The sequence below is a fragment of the Patulibacter sp. genome, assembly GCF_030655195.1.
Lineage (GTDB): Bacteria > Actinomycetota > Thermoleophilia > Solirubrobacterales > Solirubrobacteraceae > Patulibacter.
Map to the genome: position 1 here is coordinate 1 of NZ_JAURWA010000066.1, position 21245 is coordinate 21245.

Below are 21245 nucleotides of genomic sequence, written 5' to 3' on the forward strand. Positions count from 1 at the left end.
TGCTCGCCGTGCCGGCCGCCGTCGGCGTCGTCGCGGTCGTGGTGCCGGTCGTCGTCGTGACGGCGGCGCCCCCGCGGTCGTCGCCGGGGCCGTCGTCGGCGCCCTGACGGGCCAGGGCGGCGCCGGGGACGGCGAGGACGGCGACGGCGACGGCGGTGGCGATGGTGGTGCTGTGACGCATGGTGGAACTCCTGGGTGGGGTGCTCGGTCGTCCATCACCCTGCGGCCCCGGCGGTCCGGGTCGCAACGGGACCTTCGTCGCCCCCGGGACCGGGACCACCGGACCTTGGTCGGAGTCCGCCGACGTCGGCCCGCGGGTGCGCCACCATGCACGGAGGTGCCCTCCGCGACCCCCAGCCCCGCCCGGCGACCACCCGGCACCACCGCGGCCGTCCTGCGCTTCATGCTGGGGAGCGTCGCCGCGATCGCCGTGGTCGTCGTCGGCGGGTTCTTCGCCCTGCGCTCCGTCACGATCGACGAGGCGACCCGCGACACGAAGGAGCGCGTCCTCGCCGAGGGCCGCCTGGTCGAGGTCGCCGGGCTCTCCGACGGGCTGCTGCGGGGCACGCCCGGGTCGATCGCCCGGCTCGACGACGTGGTCCAGGCCCAGGTGCTCGGCGGCTCGATCGTGCGGGTCAAGGTCTGGACCCGGGACGCGCGGATCCTCTACTCCGACGAGCCCCGGCTGATCGGTCGGCGCTACGCCCTCGGCGAGGACGAGCTGGAGCTCTTCGACGCGGGGGGCGCGGAGGCCGAGCTGAGCGACCTGAGCGATCCCGAGAACGTCTTCGAGCGGCCGCAGGGCGAGCTGCTCGAGGCCCACACCGTCGTGCGGCTGCCGGACGGGACGCCCGTCCTGTTCGAGATCTACCAGCGGTTCTCGTCCGTGTCGGCCAGCGGCGAGCGGCTCCTCGGCGCGCTCGCCCCGCCGCTGATCGGCGGGCTGGCCGTCCTGCTGCTGTTCCAGGCGCCGCTGGCGTGGAGCATGGCCCGGCGGCTGCGGCGAGGGCACGCCGAGCGCGAGCGCCTGCTGACCGCGGCGGTTGAGGCCTCCAGCCGCGAACGCCGGCGGATCGCGGCCGACCTGCACGACGGCGCGGTGCAGGACCTCGCGGGCGTCGCCTTCGGCCTCGCGCCGCTGGCCGAGGAGGCCCGCCGCGCCGGGGACGACGCGCGCGCCGCGGCCCTCGACGACAGCGTCGACCGGCTGCGCCAGGGCGTGCGCGACCTGCGGACGCTGCTCGTCGAGATCCACCCGCCGACGATCCTCAGCACCGGCCTGGACGCCGCGCTGGCCGACCTGCTGAGCCCGCTGCGCGCGGCCGGGATCGCGACGGAGCTCGACGTGGACGACACCGTCCTGCGCGGCACCCGCCACGACGAGCTGCTCTACCGGGCCGCCCGCGAGGCGGTGCGCAACACGCGCGAGCACGCCGCGCCGGACCGCGTCGTCGTGCGCGTCGGGGCCACCGCGTCGGGCGTCGCGCTGACCGTGACGGACGACGGGCGCGGGTCCACCGAGGAGCAACGGGCGGCGAGCCGCGCCGACGGGCACCTGGGCCTGCAGCTGGTCGAGGACCTCGTCGCCCAGGCCGGCGGCACCCTGACGCTCGACTCCCGGCCCGGCCACGGGACCACGATGCACCTGGAGCTGCCCGCATGAGCACCACCGTCCTGATCGCCGACGACCACGGCGTCATCCGCGAGGGCCTCGGCCGCCTGATCGAGGGCCTCGACGGCCTCGAGCTCGTCGGCGTCGCCGCGGACGGGCAGGAGGCGGTCGACCGCGCGGTCGAGCTGCGTCCCGACGTCGTCCTGATGGACCTCGACATGCCGGTCCTCGACGGGATCGAGGCGACCCGACGGATCGGGGTCGAGCGCCCAGGGACCGCCGTCCTGGTGCTGACCGCGTTCTCCGACCGCCGGCGGATCCTCGGCGCGCTCGAGGCGGGCGCCTGCGGCTATCTGCTCAAGGACGCGTCGTCCGCCGAGGTCGGCGAGGGCATCCGGGCGGCGGCCCGCGGCGAGTCGCCGCTGGACCCGCGGGCGGCGCGCACGGTGCTGGCCGCACGCGCCGAGCCCGACCCGCTCGAACGACTGTCCCGACGCGAGCGCGAGGTCCTGGCCCTGTTGGTCGAGGGCCTGCCGAACAAGCTGATCGCCCGGCGGCTGGAGATCTCGGAGAAGACGGTCAAGTCGCACCTGACGCAGGTCTTCCGCCAGATCGGCGTGACGGACCGGACCCAGGCCGCCCTGTGGGCCGAGCGGCAGGGCTTCACCGGGGACCCGGAGCGGTGAGCGGGCGCGACGGCCGTCCCGGGACGAAGGTCGCATTGCGGACGGGACCGGACGGCCGCGACGATCGTGGCGTGCCCGTCGCCCGTCGTCCCGTCGCCGTCCTGGTCGCCGTCCTCGCCGTGGCCACCCTCGGCGCACCGGCCGCCCAGGCGCGGGGCGGTCGCGGTGGCGGAGGCGGCGACGAGGCCCGGGTGCGCACGTCCGCCGGGTGCGGCCGGGCTGCCCGGACCCGGCTGGAGCTGCGCGGCCGCGACGGCGCGATCCGGACGGACTGGAAGCTGGAGCGCGGCCGCGCCGGCGAGCGCTGGAGGATCGTCGTCGTGCAGGAGGCGCGGGTCGTCTGGCGCGGGACCCGCACGATCTCGTCGTCCGGCCGGATCGAGCAGCGCCTCGCGCTGCGCGACCTGCCCGGGGCCGATCGCGTCGACGTGCGGGCGAGCGGCCCGCGCGGAACGTCGTGCGCGGTGGGGGCGACGCTCCGGGGCTGACCCCGTTCGTGGGCCGCCGAAACCCCGGTTCGCGGGGCGCCCACGACCCGAGGATGAGGGGCGCCCGGCACTCCGGGATGTGGCCCGCCGAAGGGCCCACGGGACGTCCCGAGGTGCCTATCCTGCGTCGCCTGATGGCCGCCGCGGACACCGTCACGCCTCCCGCGGCCCAGGACCGCACGCCCGAGGAGATCGCGGTCGACGCCCGGCTGCAGCGGAAGACCGCCCTGTGGTCGCTGGCCGCCGCGATGGTCCTCGTGGTGCTCAAGCTCGGCACCGGACTCCTGACCGGCAGCCTGGCGCTCGTCTCCGCCGGCATCGAGTCCTCCGGCGACGTGATCGCCGCGTTCCTGACGCTCCTGGCGATCCGGCTGGCGATCAAGCCGGCCGACGGCGACCACAACTACGGGCACCGCCGGGCCGAGAACATCGCCGCGCTCGGCGAGGCCGCGATCGTGTTCGTCGGTGGCCTGATCATCGGCTTCGAGGCGGTGCGCCTGCTGATCGAGGGCGGGCACGAGGTCGACGCCAGCTGGTACGTCTTCGTCGTCATCGGCCTCGCGCTCGTCATCGACGTCAGCCGCATCGTCATCTCGCTGCGGGCCGCACGCCGCTGGGAGAGCGCGGCGTTCCGCTCCAACGCGTTCAACTTCGCCGGGGACATGGCCGGATCGATCGCCGTGCTGATCGGCCTGGCGCTCGTCGCCGCCGGGATCCCGGCGGGCGACGCGATCGCCGCGCTCCTGGTCGCCTGCATCATCTTCGTCGCGGTCGGACGGCTGGCCTTCGAGAACGTGCGCGCGCTCATGGACTTCGCGCCGGAGGACCAGCGCACCGCCATCACCGCCGCCATCGGCGAGGCGGCCCCGCAGGCCGAGCTGCGCCGCCTGCGCCTGCGCGAGGTCGGCGGCCAGGTCTTCGCCGACGTGACCCTCGGCGTCTCCCCGGCCACGACCGTCGCCGCCGACCACGAGACCGCCGACCGGGTCGAGGCCGCCATCCGCGCCGCCGTCCCGTCCGCCGACGTCGTGGTCCACGCCGAGCCGCGGATGTCCGGGGCCGACCTGCGCGAGCAGGTCCTGGCCACCGCGCTCACGGACCCCGACGTGCGCGACGCCCACGACATCGCGATCTACACCGACCGCGGGACGTCGATCGTCGCGTTGCACCTGAAGCTCGACGCCGACAGCTCGCTGCGCGACGCCCACACCGCCGCGGAGCGGGTCGAGGCCGCGATCTCCGCCCTGCGCCCGGGGGTCGAGGCCGTGCACACGCACCTCGAGCCGATCGAGGGCCCCGTGGCGCTGCGGCCCGAGCGGCTGCACGGCGCGGACGCCGACGACCTGTTCGGGACCGTCGTCGCGCTGCTGGGCGCCGAGCCGCTGGAGTGCGACCTGCGCGAGACCGACGTGGGCCCGGTCCTCTTCCTGACCGTCGCCACGGACGCCGCCGCGGGGCTCCTGGCCGCCCACGATCTGGCCAGCGAGCTGGAGCGCGACCTGCGGATCGCCCATCCGCGGCTGGCCGACGTCGTGGTGCACACGGAGCCGGGCCCGGGCTGAGCGGCCACGACCGGGCCGGGCCGGCGGGACGGCCGGACCCCCGTGCGGCCGCACGGGCACCGCCGGGGAGGACCCCCGGCGGTGCCCGCCGGCGCGGGGACGGGACACGCACGTGACCTTCACGCGTCAGGAGAACGGACGGGCCCGCCGGTTCGTGACAGCGGACCGGGATGTCGTGCGGAGGCGGCCGGCGGGGCCGCTGCTCGCGGCCCCGCCCGCCCCGACCACGACGATCGGGCCAGCGCCGGTCCCGACCACGACCGGATCGGCCCCGCCGGAGTCGCGTCAGGCCCCGCCGGCCGCCGCCTGCAGCCGCCGCATCCCGGCGATCCAGCGGTCGTGGTCGGCGGCGCGGCGGCCCTCGAAGGTCGCGACCTCGGGGTGCGGGAGGATCAGGAACCGCTCCTCGCGCAGCCCGTCGACGACGATCCCCGCGACGTCGTCCGGCGCGAGCACGCGGCCCGCGTCGCGCACGACGGCCGCCGCCGTCGTGGTCTCCCCGTCCTGCGCCGAGAAGCCGCCGTTCAGCAACGGCGTGTCGACGCCCATCGGGCAGAGGCAGCTGACCCGCAGCCCGCGGTCGCCGTAGGTCACCGACAGCCACTCCGAGAACGCGACGGCCGCGTGCTTGGACACGCTGTAGGGCGCCGAGCCGACCTGGGTCAGCAGCCCGGCCGCCGACGCCGTCGACAGGAAGTAGCCGTGCCCGCGCTCGATCCAGCCCGGGACGAGCAGCCGCGCGGCGAGGACGTGCGCCCGCACGTTGACCGCCAGCGCCAGGTCCCACACGTCGTCGGCGGTCTGCTCGTCCTCGCCGACCGCCACGCCCGCGTTGGCGCAGAACAGGTCGACCGGGCCGAACGCGTCCGTCGCGGCCGCGAGGACCGCGGCCAGGCCGTCGGGGTCGGTGACGTCGCACCCCAGCCCGAGGGCCCGCTCGCCCCCCGGCTCCGCGACGGCCCGTGCTGCCGCCTCGTCGAGGTCGACGACCACGACGCCGCGCGCCCCGTCGGCGAGGAACCGCTCGGCCATCGCCCGCCCGATGCCCGACGCGCCTCCGGTGACGACCACGACCTGTCCGGCGATCTCCATCGCCCGATCCTAGGCCGCGGGCGACGGGCGGGCCCGGTCCGGCGGCGGGTCCGGGGCGTCCTCACCCGCACCCCTCGCCGCCGGCCGCGGGACGGTCGCCCGTCCCGCGGTCCGGTCCTCAGGCCTTGCCGGCCTCGGCGAGCGTCGGGTAGTCCGTGTAGCCCTCGGGGCCGCGCGAGTAGAACGTGTCCTCGTCCGGCGTGTTCAGCTCGGCGCCCTGCTCCAGGCGCTGGGGCAGGTCCGGGTTGGCGAGGAAGTGCCGGCCGACCGCGATCAGGTCGAGCGTGCCGTCGGCGATCAGGGCGTCGGCCTTGTCGTAGTCGTACGCCTCGCCGAAGCCGTGGTTGCCGATCAGCGTGCCGGTCCAGCGCTCGCGGGCGAAGCGGGTCTTCGGCAGCGACTCGTCCGGGGCGGGCTCGAGCACGTGCAGGTAGGCGAGGCCCAGCGGCGCGAGCTCCTTCAGCAGCAGGTCGTAGGTCTCCTCCCAGCCCTCGTCCTGCATGTCGTTGAACGGGTGCTCGGGCGAGATGCGGATGCCGACCTTCAGCGGGCCGATCGCGTCGGCCGTGGCCTTGGCGACCTCGACGACGAAGCGCACGCGGCCGGCGGCGTCGGTGCCGTAGCCGTCCGTGCGGGTGTTCGTGTTCGTGCCGAGGAACTGGTGCAGCAGGTAGCCGTTGGCGGCGTGCAGCTCGATCCCGTCGCCGCCGGCGGCGACGATGCGCTCCGCGGCCTGGACGTAGTCCTGCTTCACGCCTTCGAGCTCGTCGGTCTCGAACGCGCGGGGCTCGACGAAGGGCTCCTGGCCCTCGGGGGTCCAGACCTCGCCGTCGGCCTTGACGGCGGACGGGGCGACCGGCGTGACGCCGTCGGTGTACCGCGGGTGCGCGACGCGGCCGCAGTGCATGAGCTGGACCCAGAGGCGGCCGCCCTCGGCGTGCACGCGGTCGGCGACGAGCTTCCAGCCGGCCTGCTGCTCGTCCGTGTGGACGCCCGCGATGTCGAGGTAGCCGTGGCCGACGGCCGCCGGCGACGAGCCCTCGGAGATCGTGATCGCGGCGGTCGCGCGCTGGCCGTAGTACTCGGCGTTGATCTCCGCGGGCACCGTGCCGACGGCGCGGTTGCGGGTCAGCGGCGCCAGAGCGATGCGGTGGGGCAGCTCCAGACCGGGGGCGGAGAGGGGCTTGAAGAGGGTGTCGTAGGACATGCGTGACCTCGGGGTCGTGGAGTGGTCGGCGGTCGTCGCGGCCGTCGGGCGCGCGACTTGGTTGCCGACACAAGGACTTCTACCCTCGCAGGTACCCGTATCGGGGCGGTCGAGACGGGTGATCGGGCACCGGTCGACGTCTTGTTGCAAAACCCGATGGGGTTTGGCTATATTCGACCGCGGTCAAGAGCGCCAGCGACAAGCCCCGGCTCGCTGGCCGGCAACCCTCCACCGCGGTGGGGTGCCCCGGGTGAGAGACCAGGCCGCGCAGGCCGCAGGGGTCTGCGCACGCAAGCGCGGGACCTCGTCGGGTCCCGGAACCAACGGAGACCCATGAGCACCATCGAGACCGTCCGTCCGCACGCCGTCGACCGTGCCGCCGCGAGCAGCGCGCCGACCACGCCCGCCCCGGCGGCGATCCCCACGGCCGCCGCCGAGCCCGTGGCCGCGACCGCCGACCGTCCGCTGCTCCCCGTCGTGGGCGGCGACCTGCGCGTGCCGCTGCTCGACGGCAGCACCGTCCGCTTCGCCAACCTCGACTACGCCGCCACCGCCCCGGCACTGACCGCCGTCGCCGAGCGCGTCGCGCGGGTCCTGCCGTTCTCCGGCAGCGTGCACCGCGGCGCCGGGCTGCCGTCCCAGGTCTCCAGCGCGCTCTACGAGGCCGCCCGCCGCAGCGTCGGCGCCGCCCTGGGCGCCCGCGCCGACGACCTCGTCGTCTTCACCCGGAACACCACCGACGCGACGAACCTGCTCGCGTCCGCCGTCCCCGGCGAGGTCGTCACGCTCGACCTGGAGCACCACGCCAACCTGCTGCCGTGGGCCCGCGCCGCCGGTCACCGCTGCGTCGCGCACGCCGGCTCGATCGAGGAGACGCTCGCGCGGCTGGACGCCGAGCTGGCCCGCCGGCCCGCCGCCCTGCTCGCGCTGACCGGCGCCTCGAACGTCACGGGCGAGCTGCTGCCGGTGCAGCGCGCCGCCGCGATCGCCCACGCCCACGGCGCCCGCCTCTTCGTCGACGCCGCCCAGCTCGCACCGCACCGCGCCGTCGACCTCGTGGCCCTCGGCGCCGACTACCTCGCGCTCTCGGGGCACAAGCTCTACGCCCCCTACGGCAGCGGCGTCCTCGTCGGACGGCGCGACTGGCTCGACGCCGCCGCGCCGTATCTCGCCGGCGGCGGCGCGGTCCGCGAGGTCGCGACCCCCGAGATCCCCGCGACGCCGGGCCCGTCCGTCGGGCCGTCGGCCGGTCCCGAGCCGACGACCACGCCCGCCGCGACCGGCCCCGCGCTGACCACCACCGTGGAGTGGGCCCCGGGCCCGGCGCGCCACGAGGGCGGCACGCCCAACCTCGTCGGGGCCGTCGCGATCGCCGCCGCCTTCGAGGCCCTCGGCGCGCTGGACGACGACGCGCGGGAGGCCCACGAGGAGACGCTCCGCCGGCGCGTCCTGGACGGCCTCGCCGACGTCGAGGGCGTGCAGGCCCTGCGGATCTGGGAGGGCGACGGCGAGGCGATCGGCGTGGTCGCGTTCGCGGTCGACGGCTACGCGCCCGGGCTCGTCGGCGCCTACCTCTCCGCCGAGCACGGCATCGGCGTGCGCGACGGCCGCTTCTGCGCGCACCCCCTCCTGAACCGCTTCGGGCGGCCGGAGGGTGCGCTGCGCGCGAGCTTCGGCGTCGGCTCGCGGGCCGCGGACGCCGACCGTCTCGTCGAGGCCCTGCGCCGCCTGGTCGACGAGGGCCCGCGCCACGCCTACTGCGAGACGCCCGGCGGCTGGGTCCCCGAGCACGACACGCGCGACCTCGCCGCCTGGACCGGCCTGGACCTGGGCCTGGAGTCGGCGACCCCGGCGACGCGGTCCCCCTGCGGCAACGGCTGACCGCCGCGCCGCGGAGCGGCCGCGCGGTCCGTCCCCGGGTCCGGGGGAGGGACGGCCGCGCGGTCCGGCGTCGGCCCGGGGGAGGGCGCGGGTCCCGGCGCACTGGCCGACCGGGGGGTCCGGGCGCCCGGCGACCCCATCCGTCGCGGGGTACGGCGTAGGCTCGGGACGTGCCGCCGGTCCCGTCACGGCGACCGGTGCGGCAGGAGCCCGATGCCCCCGCCCGAGACCTCCTCGATCCCCCCGGCGACCCCGGCCGACCCGACGGTCGGGCCCGCGGTGCGCGACGAGCTGCTGCGGGCGCTCGCGATCGACGGCGGCGCCCAGGGCCGCGACATCGCCCGGACCCTGCACGCGCGGATCCCCGAGCTCGCGGACGTCCGCGAGCAGCGGGCGATGCTCGCCGAGACGGAGGCGTGCTGCGGCGCGCACGTCGAGGAGATCCTCGGGCTGCTCGAGGGCGGCGGGACGCTCGACGACGTCGCCGTGCCGGACTGCGGCCGCGAGTACGCGGCCGGCTTCGTCCACCGCCGGATCCCGCTGCCCGTGCTCATGCGGGCGTACCGGTTCGGTCAGAACCACCTGTGGGAGACGTTCGCCGGCCGGCTGCGCACCCTCGGCGACCCGGCCGCGGGCGAGGGACTGCGGATCGCCACGGCCCTGCTGTTCGAGTACGTCGACCGGGTCGCCCGCGACGCGACCGAGGTCTACCAGGACGAGCGCGACGGCTGGATCCGCAGCGCCGCCGCCGTCCGCGCCGAGACGGTCGAGGCGTTGCTGGCGGGCGAGGAGCACGACGTCGACGTCGCGGGCCGGCGCCTGGGCTACGGCCTGCGCGGGACGCACACCGCGCTGATCGTCTCGGCCGACCCCGCGGGCCCGTCCGTCGCCCCGGGCGTCCTGGAGCGCACGGCGCGCGCCGCCGTCGCCGCCGTCGGCGGTGGCGAGCCGTTGCTCGTGCCCAGCTCGACGACCGCCGTGCGCGCATGGGCGCAGACGCCCGGGGTCGACGCGGACGAGGTCGACGCGCGGATCGCGCGGCTGCGGCCCGTCCCGGGGGTGCGGGTGTCCGTGGGTCGACCGGCCGACGACCTCGACGGCTTCCGCGTCTCGCACGAGGAGGCCCGCCACGCCGCCGACCTCCACGGCGACCTGCAGGGGGCCGCCGCCTCGTACCGCAGCGTCGAGCTGGTCTCGCTCCTGGGCGCCGATCCCGAGCGCGCGCGGCGCTTCGTCGAACGGGAGCTCGGCCCGCTCGCCCGCGGCGACGAGGTCGCGGCCGGTCTGCGCGAGACGGCCCTGGCGTTCCTCGACCACGGCGGGAGCCACATCGGGGCGGCCGCGTCGCTGCACGTGCACAAGAACACCGTCTACACGCGCATCCGTCGGGCCGAGCGCGAGCTGGGGGTCCCCGTCGCCCCCGGCCGCGCGGCCCTGCACGCCGCCCTCACCCTGGCGGTGCGCACCCCCGGCCGGGTCATCGCCCCGACCCCGCCCGCGCCGCCCGGCTGAGCGCGCGGCCGGCTCCGCCCGGCTGGGCACGTGGCCGGCTCGCTACCCTCTCGTCCCGAGGGGCCTTAGCTCAGTTGGTAGAGCACCTGCTTTGCAAGCAGGGGGTCGGGGGTTCGAATCCCCCAGGCTCCACTCCATGCCGCACCCGTCCGAGCACTCGTCGGCCGCCCGGCCGCTGAGCGCGGCGGAGGCCGAGGGTCTGGCCACCTCGCTGCAGGCGTTCGCGACGGCCAGCCGGTTGCGCATCCTCTGGGCGCTCCTGGACGGTGAGCGGCCGGTCGACGACCTCGTGCAGGCGTCGGGGCTGTCGCAGAGCGCGACGTCCCACCAGCTGCGGATGCTGCGCGACGCGCGGCTGCTGACGTCGGAGCGTCGGGGCCGGCAGATCTTCTACCGGCTCCACGACCACCACCTGCCGGTGCTGCTCGCGGCGATGCGCCACCACCACGAGCACGTCCTCACCGCCGAGGACCCGGACGACGCGGTCGTCGAGCCGGAGACCCCGGTCGCGCGCGGGGTCTGAGGCGATCGACCGGCGGTGCACCGGGGCCGTCGGACATCGATCGCTCGGTCCCACGGGCCGCGGGGGCGGGTCGTCTCTCAGGCCCGTCGGGCGCCGGGCCGGTGCCGCGGGAGCCGGCCGGGGACCGGCGGCCCCGCCCACAGCAGCACCGCCCCGGCCGACGCCAGCGCGGCGATCCCCGCGAGGATCACGGCGACCACGTCGAGGCCCAGCACCGCGCCGAGGACCCCGGCGATCGGGTACGTCAGCAGCCAGCAGGCGTGCGAGAGCGAGAACTGGGCGGCGAACAGCGCCTGGCCGTCGCCGTCGCCGACGGAGTGCTGGACCAGGCGGCCCGCGGGCGTCTCGACGAGCGCGAGGCCGACCCCGAGGACCGCCCAGACGGCGAGGAGCGCCGCGTAGCTCGGCAGGGCCGCGGTCGCCAGGAGGCCGACCGGCAGCAGCGCGCCGCCGGTCAGGACGGTCGCGCGGTCGCCGAGTCGCGAGAGGATGCGCGGCAGCAGGAGCGCCGCGAGCATCGATCCGACGCCCGCGGCGCCGAGCGCGAGGGCCACGTCGACCTCGGAGTCGCGGCCGAAGTCCCCGCGGACGAGCACGACGGTGTTGACGATCACCATCGCGCCGGCCGCCGCGACCGCGAGGTTCAGGGCGAGGAGGGCTCGCAGGCACGGGACGCGCAGGTAGCGTCGCGTGCCGAAGCTCAGGCGTTCGGCGACCGACCCGACCGTCGAGCGCACCGCGGGAGCGGCGGCGGGCAGGGTCACCGAGAGCACCAGTGAGGCGGAGCAGAGGAACGCGACGCCGTTGACCGCGAAGAGCGCGTGGAAGCTCACGGCGAGCAGGGCGACGGCCGCGAGCGCGGGGCTCAGCAGGTTCTCGAGCTCGTAGGCCACGCGGGAGAGCGACAGCGCCCGCGTGTAGCGCTCCTCGTCGGGCAGGACGTCCGGGATCGCGGCCTGGAACGTCGGCGTGAATCCGGCGGAGCAGGCATTCAGGACGAGGATGAGGACGAAGACCTGCCAGACCTGCGTCACGAACGGCATCACGAGGACGCACGCGGCCCGGGCCAGGTCGAGCGAGACGAGGAGCCGCCGACGCTCGACGCGCTGCAGGAACCCGGCGACGACGGGGGCCACGACGACGTAGGCGACCATCTTCAGCGCCAGCGCGACGCCCAGGACGACCCCCGCGTCGTCCCCGGCCAGGTCGTAGGCCAAGAGCGAGAGGGCGACGGTGCTCAGCCCGGTTCCCAGCAGCGCGATCACCTGTGCGGCGAACAGCCGCCGGTAGGTCCGGTCGCGGAGCGGGGATGCCGAGCTGGAGGGCTTCCCGTGCATATGTAGATGTTTGCATATGCACAGGAACCGCTACTTTGGGCGCAGGTGGGCGACCGGCGGGTCAGGAGGACAGCAGCCGCCGGGGGTGCGGTCGTCCGTGCGGTCGCGGGGACTGGCCGAGGGCGACCTCCAATCCGTGCAACGTGCTGACGACCTCCGTCGCGCCGCTGCGGATCGCGGAGATCACGTTGACATCGACACCCGCCGCCGTGCAGGCGATCAGGCGCACGTCGGCGTCGGCGGCGCGCAGGGCCTGCAGCGCGCGCAGGCCCGCGCCCTCCGGCAGGGCGACGTCGACCACGCAGACCTCCGGCGAGAACGCTTGCGACCGCCGGGCCGCGACCGGCGGATCGGCGGGGGAGCACCGCACCTCGTGACCGCCGCGTCGCAGCCGGGCCACGACCAGATCCAGCACCTCGAGCGCATCCTCGACCACGAGCACCCGTGCCATACACACCACGTCCTCTCGTCCCAGATGATCCTCCCGACGGCGGTCGCCGCCGGCTGCATGCGGCGCACTGTCGCCCCGCGGCCAGGATGGGACAAGGCGCGCGGACGTTCGTCCCCGGCCGTTCCGGCCGTGGCCGTCCGCAGGGTGTCGGTGCGACGGCGGTGGCGGGCCCCCGCGCCCTGCGGCACGCCAGGTCCGACACCGTTGCCGGGTCGGTGGGCCGCCGGGACCGCCCCGCCGATCTGGCAGGCTCTCGCGATGGGGCTGGAGATCGAGCGCAAGTTCCTCGTCGACGCCGATCCCGGGGCCTGGCCGCCGTCGGTGCGGGCGTCCCGGGCGTGGCTGCTCCGCCAGGGGTACGTCACCCCGCCGGGCTCCGATCCCGAGGTCCGGGTCCGGCATGCGCGCCCCGTCGATCCGCGGACCGCACCGCACGGCGACGGCGACGCGGGCGACGCCGGGGAGGACGAGGGCGAGACGCGGCAGCTGACCACGAAGGCCGCGACCGCCGCCGCGCCGGACGGCGCGGTGACGCGCGTCGAGGTCGAGGTCGACGTGGACGAGGCGGCGTTCGACGAGCTCTGGGGGCTGACCGCCGGCCGCCGCGTGGAGAAGGTCCGCATCGAGTTCCGGACCGACGACGCCGCCGGCCGGGGGACGGTCTTCACCGTCGACCACTTCCGGGGGGACCTGCGCGGTCTGATCCTGGCGGAGGTCGAGTTCGAGGACGCCGCGGCGGCCCGCGCGTTCCGCCCGCCCGCGTTCCTGCTGACCGAGGTCACCGACGACCGGCGCTACCGCAACGCCGAGCTCGCCACGCTCGCCGCACCACCCGCCGACCCCGCCGCGCCTCCCGGAGACGCGGCCCCGCCGGCGCCCGACGGCCCCACCCGGTTCTCCGCGCCCCACGCCGGGCAGGGGGACTCCATGGGATTCCAGATCGGCACGGACGAGACCCTCGGCGACGGGCTGCGCCGCAGCGCCGGCGACCAGCTCGACGGTGCGGTCCGGGCGCTCGAGGAGCGGTTCGAGGCGGATCCGGCGAAGGCGATCCACGACGCGCGCAAGCGGATCAAGAAGACCCGGGCGCTGCTGCGCCTCGCACGCCCCGCGGTGGGCCGCAAGGTCGCGCGGCGCGACAACGCCACGCTGCGCACCGCCGCCGCGACGCTGTCCGCCGCGCGCGACGCCGACGTGCTCGTGCAGACGGTCGACGACCTGGCCGAGCGGTACGTCGGCCGCCTGCCGTCGGCGACGTTCGAGGCGGTGCGCCACGAGTTCTCGGGCTCCGGGGCGCCGCGACCCGCGCCGTCGGTGGCCGAGGCGCTCGACGGCATCCGCGAGGTCCGGGCGCACGTGGACACCTGGCCGCTGGACGCCGCCGGCCGCGACGAGCTGCTGGCCGGGGAGGGCATCGCCTACGCCGCCGGTCGCGCGCAGCTGCCCGGGCCCGGCGACGCGCCGAGCGCGGAGGAGCTGCACGAGTGGCGCAAGCGCGTGAAGGACCTCTGGTACCACGGGCTGCTGCTGCGCAACGCGTGGGCGCCGGTCGTCGAGAGCCAGGCCGAGGAGGCCCACCACCTGTCGGAGATCCTCGGCGACGACCACGACCTGTTCGTGCTCCACGAGCGCCTGGTCGCCGGGCCGGTCGCGGACCCGACGGCCGACGTCGACGGGCTCCTCGAGCTGATCGACCGGCGGCGTGCTGAGCTGCTCGGCGAGGCGCTGGTCCTGGGCCGTCGCGTCTACGCGGAGAGCCCGAAGGCGCACGCCAAGCGCCTGCGCCGCCTGGTCGACGTGTGGCAGGAGGACGCCGCGGCGTAGGCGTCGGCGCGGGGACCGGCCCCACGGGCCCCGCACGAGGAGTATCGTCATGTCCATCGGTGTCCCACCCATGGGACACGAGGCGACCATCAGGGGAGGCGGGATGACGGCGACACTCGAGCCCGCGCAGCGCGCGACGCTCCAGCAGGTCGAGGACGGTCTCGCCCGGTGGCAGGGCACGATCGAGGACGCCGCGCAGCAGGGCGCCGTCGACCCGGAGCTCCTCGACCGCCTGGCGGGGACGCTGCGCCGGCTGGCGGTCGCGGCCAACGAGGGACTCGTGGCACCGCTGGACGCCGAGACGTCGAACGAGCTCCGTCGCCGGCTGCTGACCCTGGTCACGCTCGACGCCGACGAGGACCGGGCGCCCCTCGACGTCGCCGACGAGGCGCTGATGGAGGCCGAGGCGATCCGCCACATCGTGCGCGACGTCCTCGACGGTCGGCCGCCGGCGGGGGCCACCACGAAGGACGCCCTCGCGCAGCTCGACGCCTGGCTCCCGCGCGTGACCGTCACGCAGCTGGCCCGGCTGCTCGGGGTCGACCGGCGCACGGTGGCCCGCATGCGCGGGGACGACGGCCCGCCGACCGCGCGGCTCGAGCTCGTCCGCGGGCTCGTCGCGCTGCTGCACGCCGGCTGGACCGACGAGGGCGTGGTGGCCTGGTTCGACCGGCCGCGGACGGCGCTCGACGGCCGCACGCCCCTGGACGTGCTCGGCGACCACGGCTACGAGCAGCACCTGACCGACCTCGCACGACGTGGCCGCACGCAGCTCGCGAGCTGAGCTCCCCGGCCTCGTCGAGCACGCGCCGGCGGAGCTGATCGCATTCCGGCAGACGGACTACGACATGCCGTTCTGGGCGCGGGACAACAGCTTCGCGGCACGGTGGAACGCGGCGGGGGACCCGCCGACGCAGTACTGGTCGCTGCACCCCGACGGCGCGTGGGCCGAGCACCTGCGTCAGGAGGAGGTCGTCGACGAGGCGACCGCCGCGCTCGTCCGCCGCACGATCTGGACCTGCCGCGTCCCGCGGGGCACCTTCGTGGACCTGCGCGACCCGGCGACGTGCGCGACCCACGGCATCGACGCGGCCGCCCTGACCGCACCGGACTGGGGGCCGTGCCAGGCGCTGGCCGCGCGTCTGCGCGCTGACGGGTGCCCCGGGGTCCTCTCCCCGTGCGCCGCGCTCGACGGGCACACGAACCTGACGATCTTCGGCGCGAAGCGGGCGATCGACTGGCAGCGCCGGCCCGCCCTGCGCAGCCAGGTCCCGGCGGCCGTGGTCGCGGTCGGCAGCCCGCCGGTCGGCCTCGTCAGGCGCGTCGCGGAGCACCCGCCGCGGAGCGCGCGCCCGACGTCCTGAGCGGCCGGGACCGGGGCCGACCCCTCAGATCCAGCGGCGCCACTTGAACACGCCGAAGAGGACGCAGCCGACGGCGAGCATCATCACGATCGCCATCGGATAGCCCAGCTGCCAGTTCAGCTCGGGCATGTTCTTGAAGTTCATCCCGTAGATCGTCCCCACGAGCGTCGGCGCGAAGAGGATCGCGGCCCACGCGGAGATCTTCTTGACCTCCTCGTTCTGGGCGATCGACGCCTCCGACAGCGCCTTCGTCTCGAGCGTCAGGTTGACGTTGAGGATGTTCTGCAGCAGCTCGCGGAAGCCCGCCGCCTGCTCCCGCACGCGCAGCGCGTGGTCCTGGACGTCGCGCAGGTAGCGCCGCTCCTCCTCGCCCACGGCGTCGTGGGCCATCAGGCGGCCGAGCATGTCCGGCAAGGCCTGCACCGCCCGCTGGAACTCGATGACCTCGCGCGTCAGCTCGTAGATGCGGCGCGACGCGGCCGGCGACCCGTCGAAGACGTCGTCCTCGATCTCGTCGACGTCGTTCTCGATCCCCGCGACGACGGGGGCGTAGTCGTCGACGATGCGGTCGACGATCGCGTGCATGATCGCCATCTCGCCCAGGCGCAGCAGGTCGGGGCGGCCCTCCAGCGCGTCGCGGACGCCCTTCAGCTGCGACGCGTCGCCGTGGCGGACGACCACGACGAAGCCCGGTCCGACGAAGAGGTGGACCTCGCCGAACTCGACGGTCTCGGTCTCGTCGACGTAGCGGGCGGACCGCAGGACGAGGAACCGGGTCGTGCCGTACTGCTCGAGCTTCGGGCGCTGATGGGCGAGGATCGCGTCCTCCACCGCCAGCTCGTGCAGGTCGAACTCGTGGGCGACCTCGGCGAACTCCTCGGCGGTCGGCTCGTGCAGGCCGAGCCAGACGACCGTGTCGGGCAGGCGGCAGCACGCGAACAGCTCCGCCAGGTCCTCCGGGGTGTCGAGGCGACGCCCGTCGCGGTAGATGGCCCGGCCGACGATCACCGGCGCGACCCTACGCCCTCGAAGGACCACCGGCGTGACCGTCGCGAGACCATGCCGGGGCGGTCGACGGGCCGCCCATCCTCTACGATCGGCCCCGGTGTGACGGGAAGCCTGGTCGTCGACACACGTCGTCGACCCCTCCTGGAGCCCCGTGCACACCGAATCCTCCCCGACGCCCTCCGTCCTGCCGCCGCGGACCCCGTGGACGAACCGCGGATCGCGGACGCTCCGGGCGTTCCTGCGGACCGAGACCGGCAGCGCCGGGCTGCTCCTCGTCGCCACCCTCGTCGCGCTGGTCTGGGCGAACTCGCCGTTGTCGGGCGCCTACGAGGACCTCTGGGGCGCGCACCTCTCGATCGACCTCGCCGGGTCGGGCGTCGACGAGGACCTGCGCCACTGGGTCAACGACGGCCTGATGGCGTTCTTCTTCTACGTCGTGGGCCTCGAGATCCGCCGCGAGCTCGAGCTGGGGGAGCTCCGGGACCGCCGGGCCGCCGCGATCCCGGCGATCGCCGCCGTCGCAGGCATGGCGTTCCCGGCCCTGCTCTACGTGCTGATCAACGCCGGTGGCGAGGGGGCGCACGGCTGGGGCATCGTGATGGCCACCGACATCGCCTTCGTCCTCGGCGCCCTGTCGCTCCTGGGCGACCGGGTGTCGCCCGGCGTCCGGGTGTTCCTGCTGACGCTCGCGATCGTCGACGACGTCGGTGCCATCGCGGTCATCGCGATCTTCTACTCCTCCGGCATCGACCTCGGAGCCCTCGCCGCGGCCGCCGGGATCCTCGTCGCGATCGTGCTCCTGCGCCGCTTCGGGCCGGTCTTGCGGGGACCCGCGTACCTCGTCGCAGGCCTCGTGCTCTGGTACGCGACCCTGAAGTCCGGCATCCACCCGACGATCGCCGGCGTCGCGATGGGGCTGATCACGGCGGTGCACCCGCCGCAGCGCGCCGACGTCGAGCGGGCCGCCAGCGTCACCCGGCTGTTCCGTCGCGAGCCGACGCCCGCCGGCGGCCGGGCCGCCGTCCTCGAGCTCTCGGCGGCGGTCTCCCCGAACGAGCGGTTCCAGGGCTCGCTGCACCCGTGGACGAGCTACCTCGTCGTGCCGCTCTTCGCGCTGGCCAACGCCGGGGTCCCCCTCGGCGGCGACGCCCTGGGGCGGGCCCAGACGTCCCCCGTCACGATCGGGGTGATCGTCGGGCTCGTCGGGGGCAAGGCCCTCGGCATCAGCCTCAGCACCCTCCTGGCCGTCCGGATCGGCGTCGGGCCGCTGCCCCAGGGAATGCACCGCCACCACGTGCCCGGGGCCGCGACGCTGGCCGGGATCGGGTTCACCGTGTCGCTGTTCGTCGCCGAGCTCGCGTTCTCGGACGAGGCGCTCCGCGACGAGGCGAAGATCGGCGTCCTGGTCGCGTCGGCCATCGCGGCCGCGGCGGGCACGTTCGCCCTCGCCCGCCGCCGGGCCGGCGCGTCTGACGAGGAGGACCTCGGCCCGCGGCACCTCGATCCGCCCGTCGACGACGGCGAGCACGTCCTGGGTCCGCTGCACGCACCGCACACGCTCGTGGTGTTCGGCGACTACGAGTGCCCGGCGACCCGGACGCTCGGACGTGAGCTGCGAACGGTGCGGGAGCAGGCGGGCGACCGGCTGCGGGTCGTGCTGCGCCACCTGCCCAACGACGACCGGCACCCCAGCGCCACCCTCGCGGCGGAGGCCGCGGTGTCCGCCGCCAGCGCGGGGCGCTTCGCCGAGATGCACGAGCGGCTGCTCGACCACCCCGTCGGCGACGACCTGGGTCCGGCCGACCTGCTCCGGATCGCCGAGGCCGTCGGCCTGGACCCCGACCGGATGGCCGACGACCTGCGCCACCACGTGCGCCTCGCCGCCGTGCAGGCGGACGTCGACAGCGCGGCCCGCAGCGGCGTCACGAGCACGCCGACCCTGTTCCTCGACGGCGAGGCCCTCGACGGCGACTACGACGCCGCGACGCTCCTACGGCACCTGGACGCGGCGGACGCCTCCGCCCGGTGAGGCCCGGCGCTCAGGCGCCGGGGTGCAGGACGACCTTCGTCCAGCCGTCCTGCCGCTCGTCGAACGACTTGTACGCGGCGGGCGCCTCGTCGAGCGACAGCTCGTGCGAGACGATCCGCGACGGCTGGGCCTTGCCCTCGGTGATCAGCTCGCGCAGGCGGCGGTTGTACTGCTTGACGTTCGCCTGCCCGTTCTTGACGAACTGGCCCTTGAACCAGAACTGGCCATAATCGAAGGCGATCTTCCCCTCCTTGGCCAGGTCGTCCTCGGCCCCGGGGTCCTCGGGCAGGAAGATGCCGACGACGCCGATGCCGCCGGTCGGGCGGACCATGGCGACCAGCTGGTTCATCGTCAGGTTCGGCGTCTCGTGCCCGTGGTGGTCGTGGCACTGGTAGCCGACGGTCTCGGCACCGCGGTCGGCGCCCTCGCCGCGGGTGTGCTCGAGGACCTGCTCGACGGCGTCACCCTTGCGGGGGTCGATCGGGATCGCGCCGAGCTGCTCGACGAGCTTCAGGCGGTCGTCGTGGAAGTCGACGACCATGACCTTCGACGCGCCCCTGATGACGGCCGAGTGCGCGGCCATCAGGCCGACGGGACCGGCGCCCTGGATGACGATGGACTCGCCGGGCAGCAGGCCGGCGAGCTCGGTCGCGTGCCAGCCGGTGGGGAAGATGTCCGACAGCATCACGTAGTCGAGCTCCTTCTCCTCCGCGCCCTCGGGCAGGCGCAGGCAGTTGAAGTCCGCGAACGGGACGCGCAGGTACTCGGCCTGCCCCCCGTCGTAGGGGCCCATCCCGGCGAACCCGTACGCCGCGCCGGCGGTCCCGGGGTTCGCCGTCAGGCAGAAGCCGGTCTTGCCGGCCTCGCAGTTCTTGCAGAAGCCGCAGCCGATGTTGAACGGCAGGACGACGCGCTGACCGATCTGCAGGGTCTCGACGCCGTCGCCCTTCTCGACGATCTCGCCCATGTTCTCGTGGCCGAGGACCTTCCCGGGCTCGAGGTCCGTGCGGCCCTCGTACATGTGCAGGTCCGAGCCGCAGATGTTCGTGGTCGTCAGCTTGATGACGACGTCGTTGGGACGCTCGATCGTCGCGTCGGGGACCTCGTCGATCGAGACGTCGCGGGGGCCGTTGTAGACGAGTGCCTTCATGGGGGATCCTTCGCTTCGGGGGAGGGGACGGCTCCGGCACGGGGCGCCGGGGTCGCGGGCGAGTCGCTACCCGAGCGGGAGGAGGCGCACCCCTCTCACCGTCCCCACAGAGACGCCCGGCAGCATCTCCTCCATGACGAAGATCGATCGCTCGAAGCTCGTGGCCGCCGCGGTGGCCGCCACCATCACCCTCGGGGGCGGGACCGCCGCCGTCGCCGCCACCTCCGGGTCGTCCGGCACGAAGGACGGGGCCCGCAAGGAGCAGCGCGAGCAGCGCCGCGAGGCCGCGCAGGAGCAGCGGCAGGCCGCGCTCGCGAAGAAGCTGGGCGTGTCCGTGGCCGACCTGCAGCGGGCGCGCACCGAGCTGCAGCAGGAGGCGAAGGAGCAGCGCGCCGAGCGCGAGCGGGCCCGGGCGGAGAAGCAGGGGCTCAGCGTGCAGCAGCTCCGCGACCGCCGGGCCGACCGGGTGGAGCAGCGGCTGGCGAAGCAGGTCGAGGCGGGGCGCCTGAAGCAGGAGCGCGCGGACCGGCTCGTCGAGCTCGTGCGCGACGGCAAGGGCCTGCCGGCCGCCCGCAAGGCCCTGCAGGCGGAGCGGCGTGGGTAGCGGCTGCCGTAGCCTCGACCGGCCGTGACCGCCGCGACCGTCCTCATCGTCGACGACGATCCCGGGGTCCGCAGGGCCCTGGAGCGCGCCCTGCGGCTCGAGGGCTTCGTCGTCCGGGTCGCCGCCGGCGGCGAGGAGGCGCTGCGCGAGGTCGCGGCCCGGCCGCCGCGCGCGCTGGTCCTCGACATGAGCATGCCGGGGACCGACGGTCTGGCGGTCATCCGGCGGCTGCGCGGGCGCGGGGACGACACCCCGATCTGCGTGCTCTCGGCCCGCGACGGCCTCGACGACCGCGTCGACGGGCTCGAGGCCGGCGCCGACGACTACCTCGCCAAGCCCTTCCAGACCCGCGAGCTCGTGGCGCGACTCCGGGCGCTCCTGCGCCGCAGCGCCCCCGCGGCGGTCGACGTCCGCCACGTCGGCCCGCTGCGGGTCGACCGACGGTCGCTCGAGGCCTCGGTCGACGGTGAGGCGGTCCCCCTGACGGCCCGCGAGTTCGCGCTCCTGGCGTGCTTCGCCGACCATCCCGGCGCGGTCCTCAGCCGCCCGCAGCTGCTCGAGCAGGTGTGGGGCTACGACTTCGACGTCGGCACGAACGTGGTCGACGTGTTCGTCGGCTACCTGCGCCGCAAGCTCGAGGCGGGGGGCGCGCCCCGGATGCTCCACACCGTGCGCGGCGAGGGCTACGTGCTGCGGCCGTGAGCACGCCCGTGGACGCGGTGCGCGTCGCCCTCGGTCGGCTCCGGAGCCGGGTGGCCCTGGCCGCCGCCCTCGCCGCGGCGCTCGCGCTCCTGGCCGCCGGCGTCTTCGTGCTGGACTCCGCGACGCGGGCGGACCGCGCCGACCTCGACCGTTCGCTGCAGGTGCGCGCGCGCCAGGCCGCGGCCGTCGGTCGGCAGGCCTTCGCGCTGCCCG

General features: G+C 75.5%; 20 protein-coding genes, 1 tRNA gene, 1 pseudogene and 1 riboswitch. Of the genes and pseudogenes, 15 read left to right on the plus strand and 7 right to left on the minus strand.

The annotated features are described in order from the left end of the window. Nucleotides 1–181 (minus strand): annotated as a pseudogene (locus tag Q7T67_RS06990) (hypothetical protein); the annotation flags it as partial. 156 nt (nucleotides 182–337) lie between these two features. On the opposite strand from Q7T67_RS06990, the gene Q7T67_RS06995 reads away from it, so the two are divergent. From Q7T67_RS06995 to Q7T67_RS07010, 4 genes are all read left to right on the plus strand, one after another. After that, on the plus strand, nucleotides 338–1663 hold the full coding sequence (locus Q7T67_RS06995) for a sensor histidine kinase (RefSeq protein ID WP_304787414.1): 1326 nt from the start codon (nucleotides 338–340) through the stop codon (nucleotides 1661–1663). Beyond that, the gene (locus Q7T67_RS07000; protein ID WP_304787416.1) at nucleotides 1660–2298 is read left to right on the plus strand and encodes a response regulator transcription factor; all 639 of its coding nucleotides are present in this window, start codon (nucleotides 1660–1662) and stop codon (nucleotides 2296–2298) included. The genes Q7T67_RS06995 and Q7T67_RS07000 overlap by 4 nt, the downstream gene beginning before the upstream one ends. A 71-nt stretch (nucleotides 2299–2369) precedes the next feature. Then, nucleotides 2370–2786 (plus strand): hypothetical protein, encoded by a 417-nt coding sequence (locus tag Q7T67_RS07005; RefSeq protein ID WP_304787418.1) that lies wholly within the window; start codon nucleotides 2370–2372, stop codon nucleotides 2784–2786. A 134-nt stretch (nucleotides 2787–2920) separates the two neighbouring features. Beyond that, on the plus strand, nucleotides 2921–4348 hold the full coding sequence (locus Q7T67_RS07010; protein ID WP_304787420.1) for a cation diffusion facilitator family transporter: 1428 nt from the start codon (nucleotides 2921–2923) through the stop codon (nucleotides 4346–4348). Nucleotides 4349–4633: 285 nt separating this feature from the next. On the opposite strand, the gene Q7T67_RS07015 is transcribed toward Q7T67_RS07010, so the two are convergent. Together Q7T67_RS07015 and Q7T67_RS07020 are read right to left on the minus strand one after the other, a co-directional pair. Further along, entirely contained in the window at nucleotides 4634–5440 is an 807-nt protein-coding gene (locus Q7T67_RS07015; RefSeq protein WP_304787422.1) for an SDR family oxidoreductase, read from the minus strand. A gap of 118 nt (nucleotides 5441–5558) precedes the next feature. After that, entirely contained in the window at nucleotides 5559–6647 is a 1089-nt protein-coding gene (locus tag Q7T67_RS07020; RefSeq protein ID WP_304787424.1) for an alkene reductase, read from the minus strand. Nucleotides 6648–6828: 181 nt separating this feature from the next. Continuing rightward, a riboswitch (SAM riboswitch) is annotated at nucleotides 6829–6950 on the plus strand. Nucleotides 6951–6980: 30 nt separating this feature from the next. On the opposite strand from Q7T67_RS07020, the gene Q7T67_RS07025 reads away from it, so the two are divergent. From Q7T67_RS07025 to Q7T67_RS07040, 4 genes are all read left to right on the plus strand, one after another. After that, complete coding sequence (locus Q7T67_RS07025) at nucleotides 6981–8528, plus strand: aminotransferase class V-fold PLP-dependent enzyme (RefSeq protein WP_304787427.1); 1548 nt, start codon at nucleotides 6981–6983, stop codon at nucleotides 8526–8528. 213 nt (nucleotides 8529–8741) lie between these two features. Continuing rightward, nucleotides 8742–10040 carry a CdaR family transcriptional regulator gene (locus Q7T67_RS07030; RefSeq protein ID WP_304787429.1) on the plus strand — a complete coding sequence of 433 codons (1299 nt, stop codon included), beginning with the start codon at nucleotides 8742–8744 and terminating at the stop codon, nucleotides 10038–10040. A 59-nt stretch (nucleotides 10041–10099) separates the two neighbouring features. Beyond that, nucleotides 10100–10172, plus strand: a tRNA-Ala gene (locus tag Q7T67_RS07035). Between the two features lie 4 nt (nucleotides 10173–10176). Next, complete coding sequence (locus Q7T67_RS07040; RefSeq protein ID WP_304787431.1) at nucleotides 10177–10563, plus strand: metalloregulator ArsR/SmtB family transcription factor; 387 nt, start codon at nucleotides 10177–10179, stop codon at nucleotides 10561–10563. A 77-nt stretch (nucleotides 10564–10640) separates the two neighbouring features. On the opposite strand, the gene Q7T67_RS07045 is transcribed toward Q7T67_RS07040, so the two are convergent. Together Q7T67_RS07045 and Q7T67_RS07050 are read right to left on the minus strand one after the other, a co-directional pair. Then, nucleotides 10641–11900 (minus strand): MFS transporter, encoded by a 1260-nt coding sequence (locus Q7T67_RS07045; protein ID WP_304787433.1) that lies wholly within the window; start codon nucleotides 11898–11900, stop codon nucleotides 10641–10643. 61 nt (nucleotides 11901–11961) lie between these two features. Next, nucleotides 11962–12351, minus strand: coding sequence for a response regulator (locus Q7T67_RS07050; RefSeq protein WP_304787435.1), 390 nt, complete (start codon nucleotides 12349–12351; stop codon nucleotides 11962–11964). Between the two features lie 258 nt (nucleotides 12352–12609). On the opposite strand from Q7T67_RS07050, the gene Q7T67_RS07055 reads away from it, so the two are divergent. The 3 genes from Q7T67_RS07055 (at nucleotide 12610) to Q7T67_RS07065 (ending at nucleotide 15539) form a co-directional block, all read left to right on the plus strand. Beyond that, complete coding sequence (locus tag Q7T67_RS07055) at nucleotides 12610–14175, plus strand: CHAD domain-containing protein (protein ID WP_304787437.1); 1566 nt, start codon at nucleotides 12610–12612, stop codon at nucleotides 14173–14175. A 103-nt stretch (nucleotides 14176–14278) separates the two neighbouring features. Then, on the plus strand, nucleotides 14279–14959 hold the full coding sequence (locus tag Q7T67_RS07060; protein ID WP_304787439.1) for an antitoxin Xre/MbcA/ParS toxin-binding domain-containing protein: 681 nt from the start codon (nucleotides 14279–14281) through the stop codon (nucleotides 14957–14959). Beyond that, nucleotides 14934–15539 (plus strand): RES family NAD+ phosphorylase, encoded by a 606-nt coding sequence (locus tag Q7T67_RS07065; protein ID WP_304787441.1) that lies wholly within the window; start codon nucleotides 14934–14936, stop codon nucleotides 15537–15539. Before Q7T67_RS07060 ends, Q7T67_RS07065 begins: the two co-directional genes overlap by 26 nt. A gap of 24 nt (nucleotides 15540–15563) precedes the next feature. On the opposite strand, the gene Q7T67_RS07070 is transcribed toward Q7T67_RS07065, so the two are convergent. Next, nucleotides 15564–16547 (minus strand): magnesium and cobalt transport protein CorA, encoded by a 984-nt coding sequence (locus Q7T67_RS07070; protein ID WP_304787443.1) that lies wholly within the window; start codon nucleotides 16545–16547, stop codon nucleotides 15564–15566. A 151-nt stretch (nucleotides 16548–16698) separates the two neighbouring features. Here Q7T67_RS07070 and nhaA point away from each other — a divergent pair, with 151 nt between their 5' ends. After that, a complete protein-coding gene (gene nhaA / locus Q7T67_RS07075; RefSeq protein ID WP_304787445.1) occupies nucleotides 16699–18576 on the plus strand; it encodes a Na+/H+ antiporter NhaA in 1878 nt (625 codons plus the stop codon). A gap of 10 nt (nucleotides 18577–18586) precedes the next feature. Here the strand turns inward: nhaA and Q7T67_RS07080 are convergent, their stop codons facing one another. Next, a complete protein-coding gene (locus Q7T67_RS07080; protein WP_304787447.1) occupies nucleotides 18587–19726 on the minus strand; it encodes a glutathione-independent formaldehyde dehydrogenase in 1140 nt (379 codons plus the stop codon). Between the two features lie 133 nt (nucleotides 19727–19859). Between Q7T67_RS07080 and Q7T67_RS07085 the strand changes: the two genes are divergently transcribed. The 3 genes from Q7T67_RS07085 to Q7T67_RS07095 all read left to right on the plus strand — a co-directional run. Beyond that, on the plus strand, nucleotides 19860–20330 hold the full coding sequence (locus Q7T67_RS07085; RefSeq protein ID WP_304787449.1) for a hypothetical protein: 471 nt from the start codon (nucleotides 19860–19862) through the stop codon (nucleotides 20328–20330). Between the two features lie 24 nt (nucleotides 20331–20354). After that, entirely contained in the window at nucleotides 20355–21032 is a 678-nt protein-coding gene (locus Q7T67_RS07090; protein WP_304787451.1) for a response regulator transcription factor, read from the plus strand. After that, a partial coding sequence (locus tag Q7T67_RS07095; protein ID WP_304787453.1) for a hypothetical protein occupies nucleotides 21029–21245 on the plus strand: 217 nt, incomplete at its 3' end. The genes Q7T67_RS07090 and Q7T67_RS07095, both read left to right, overlap by 4 nt.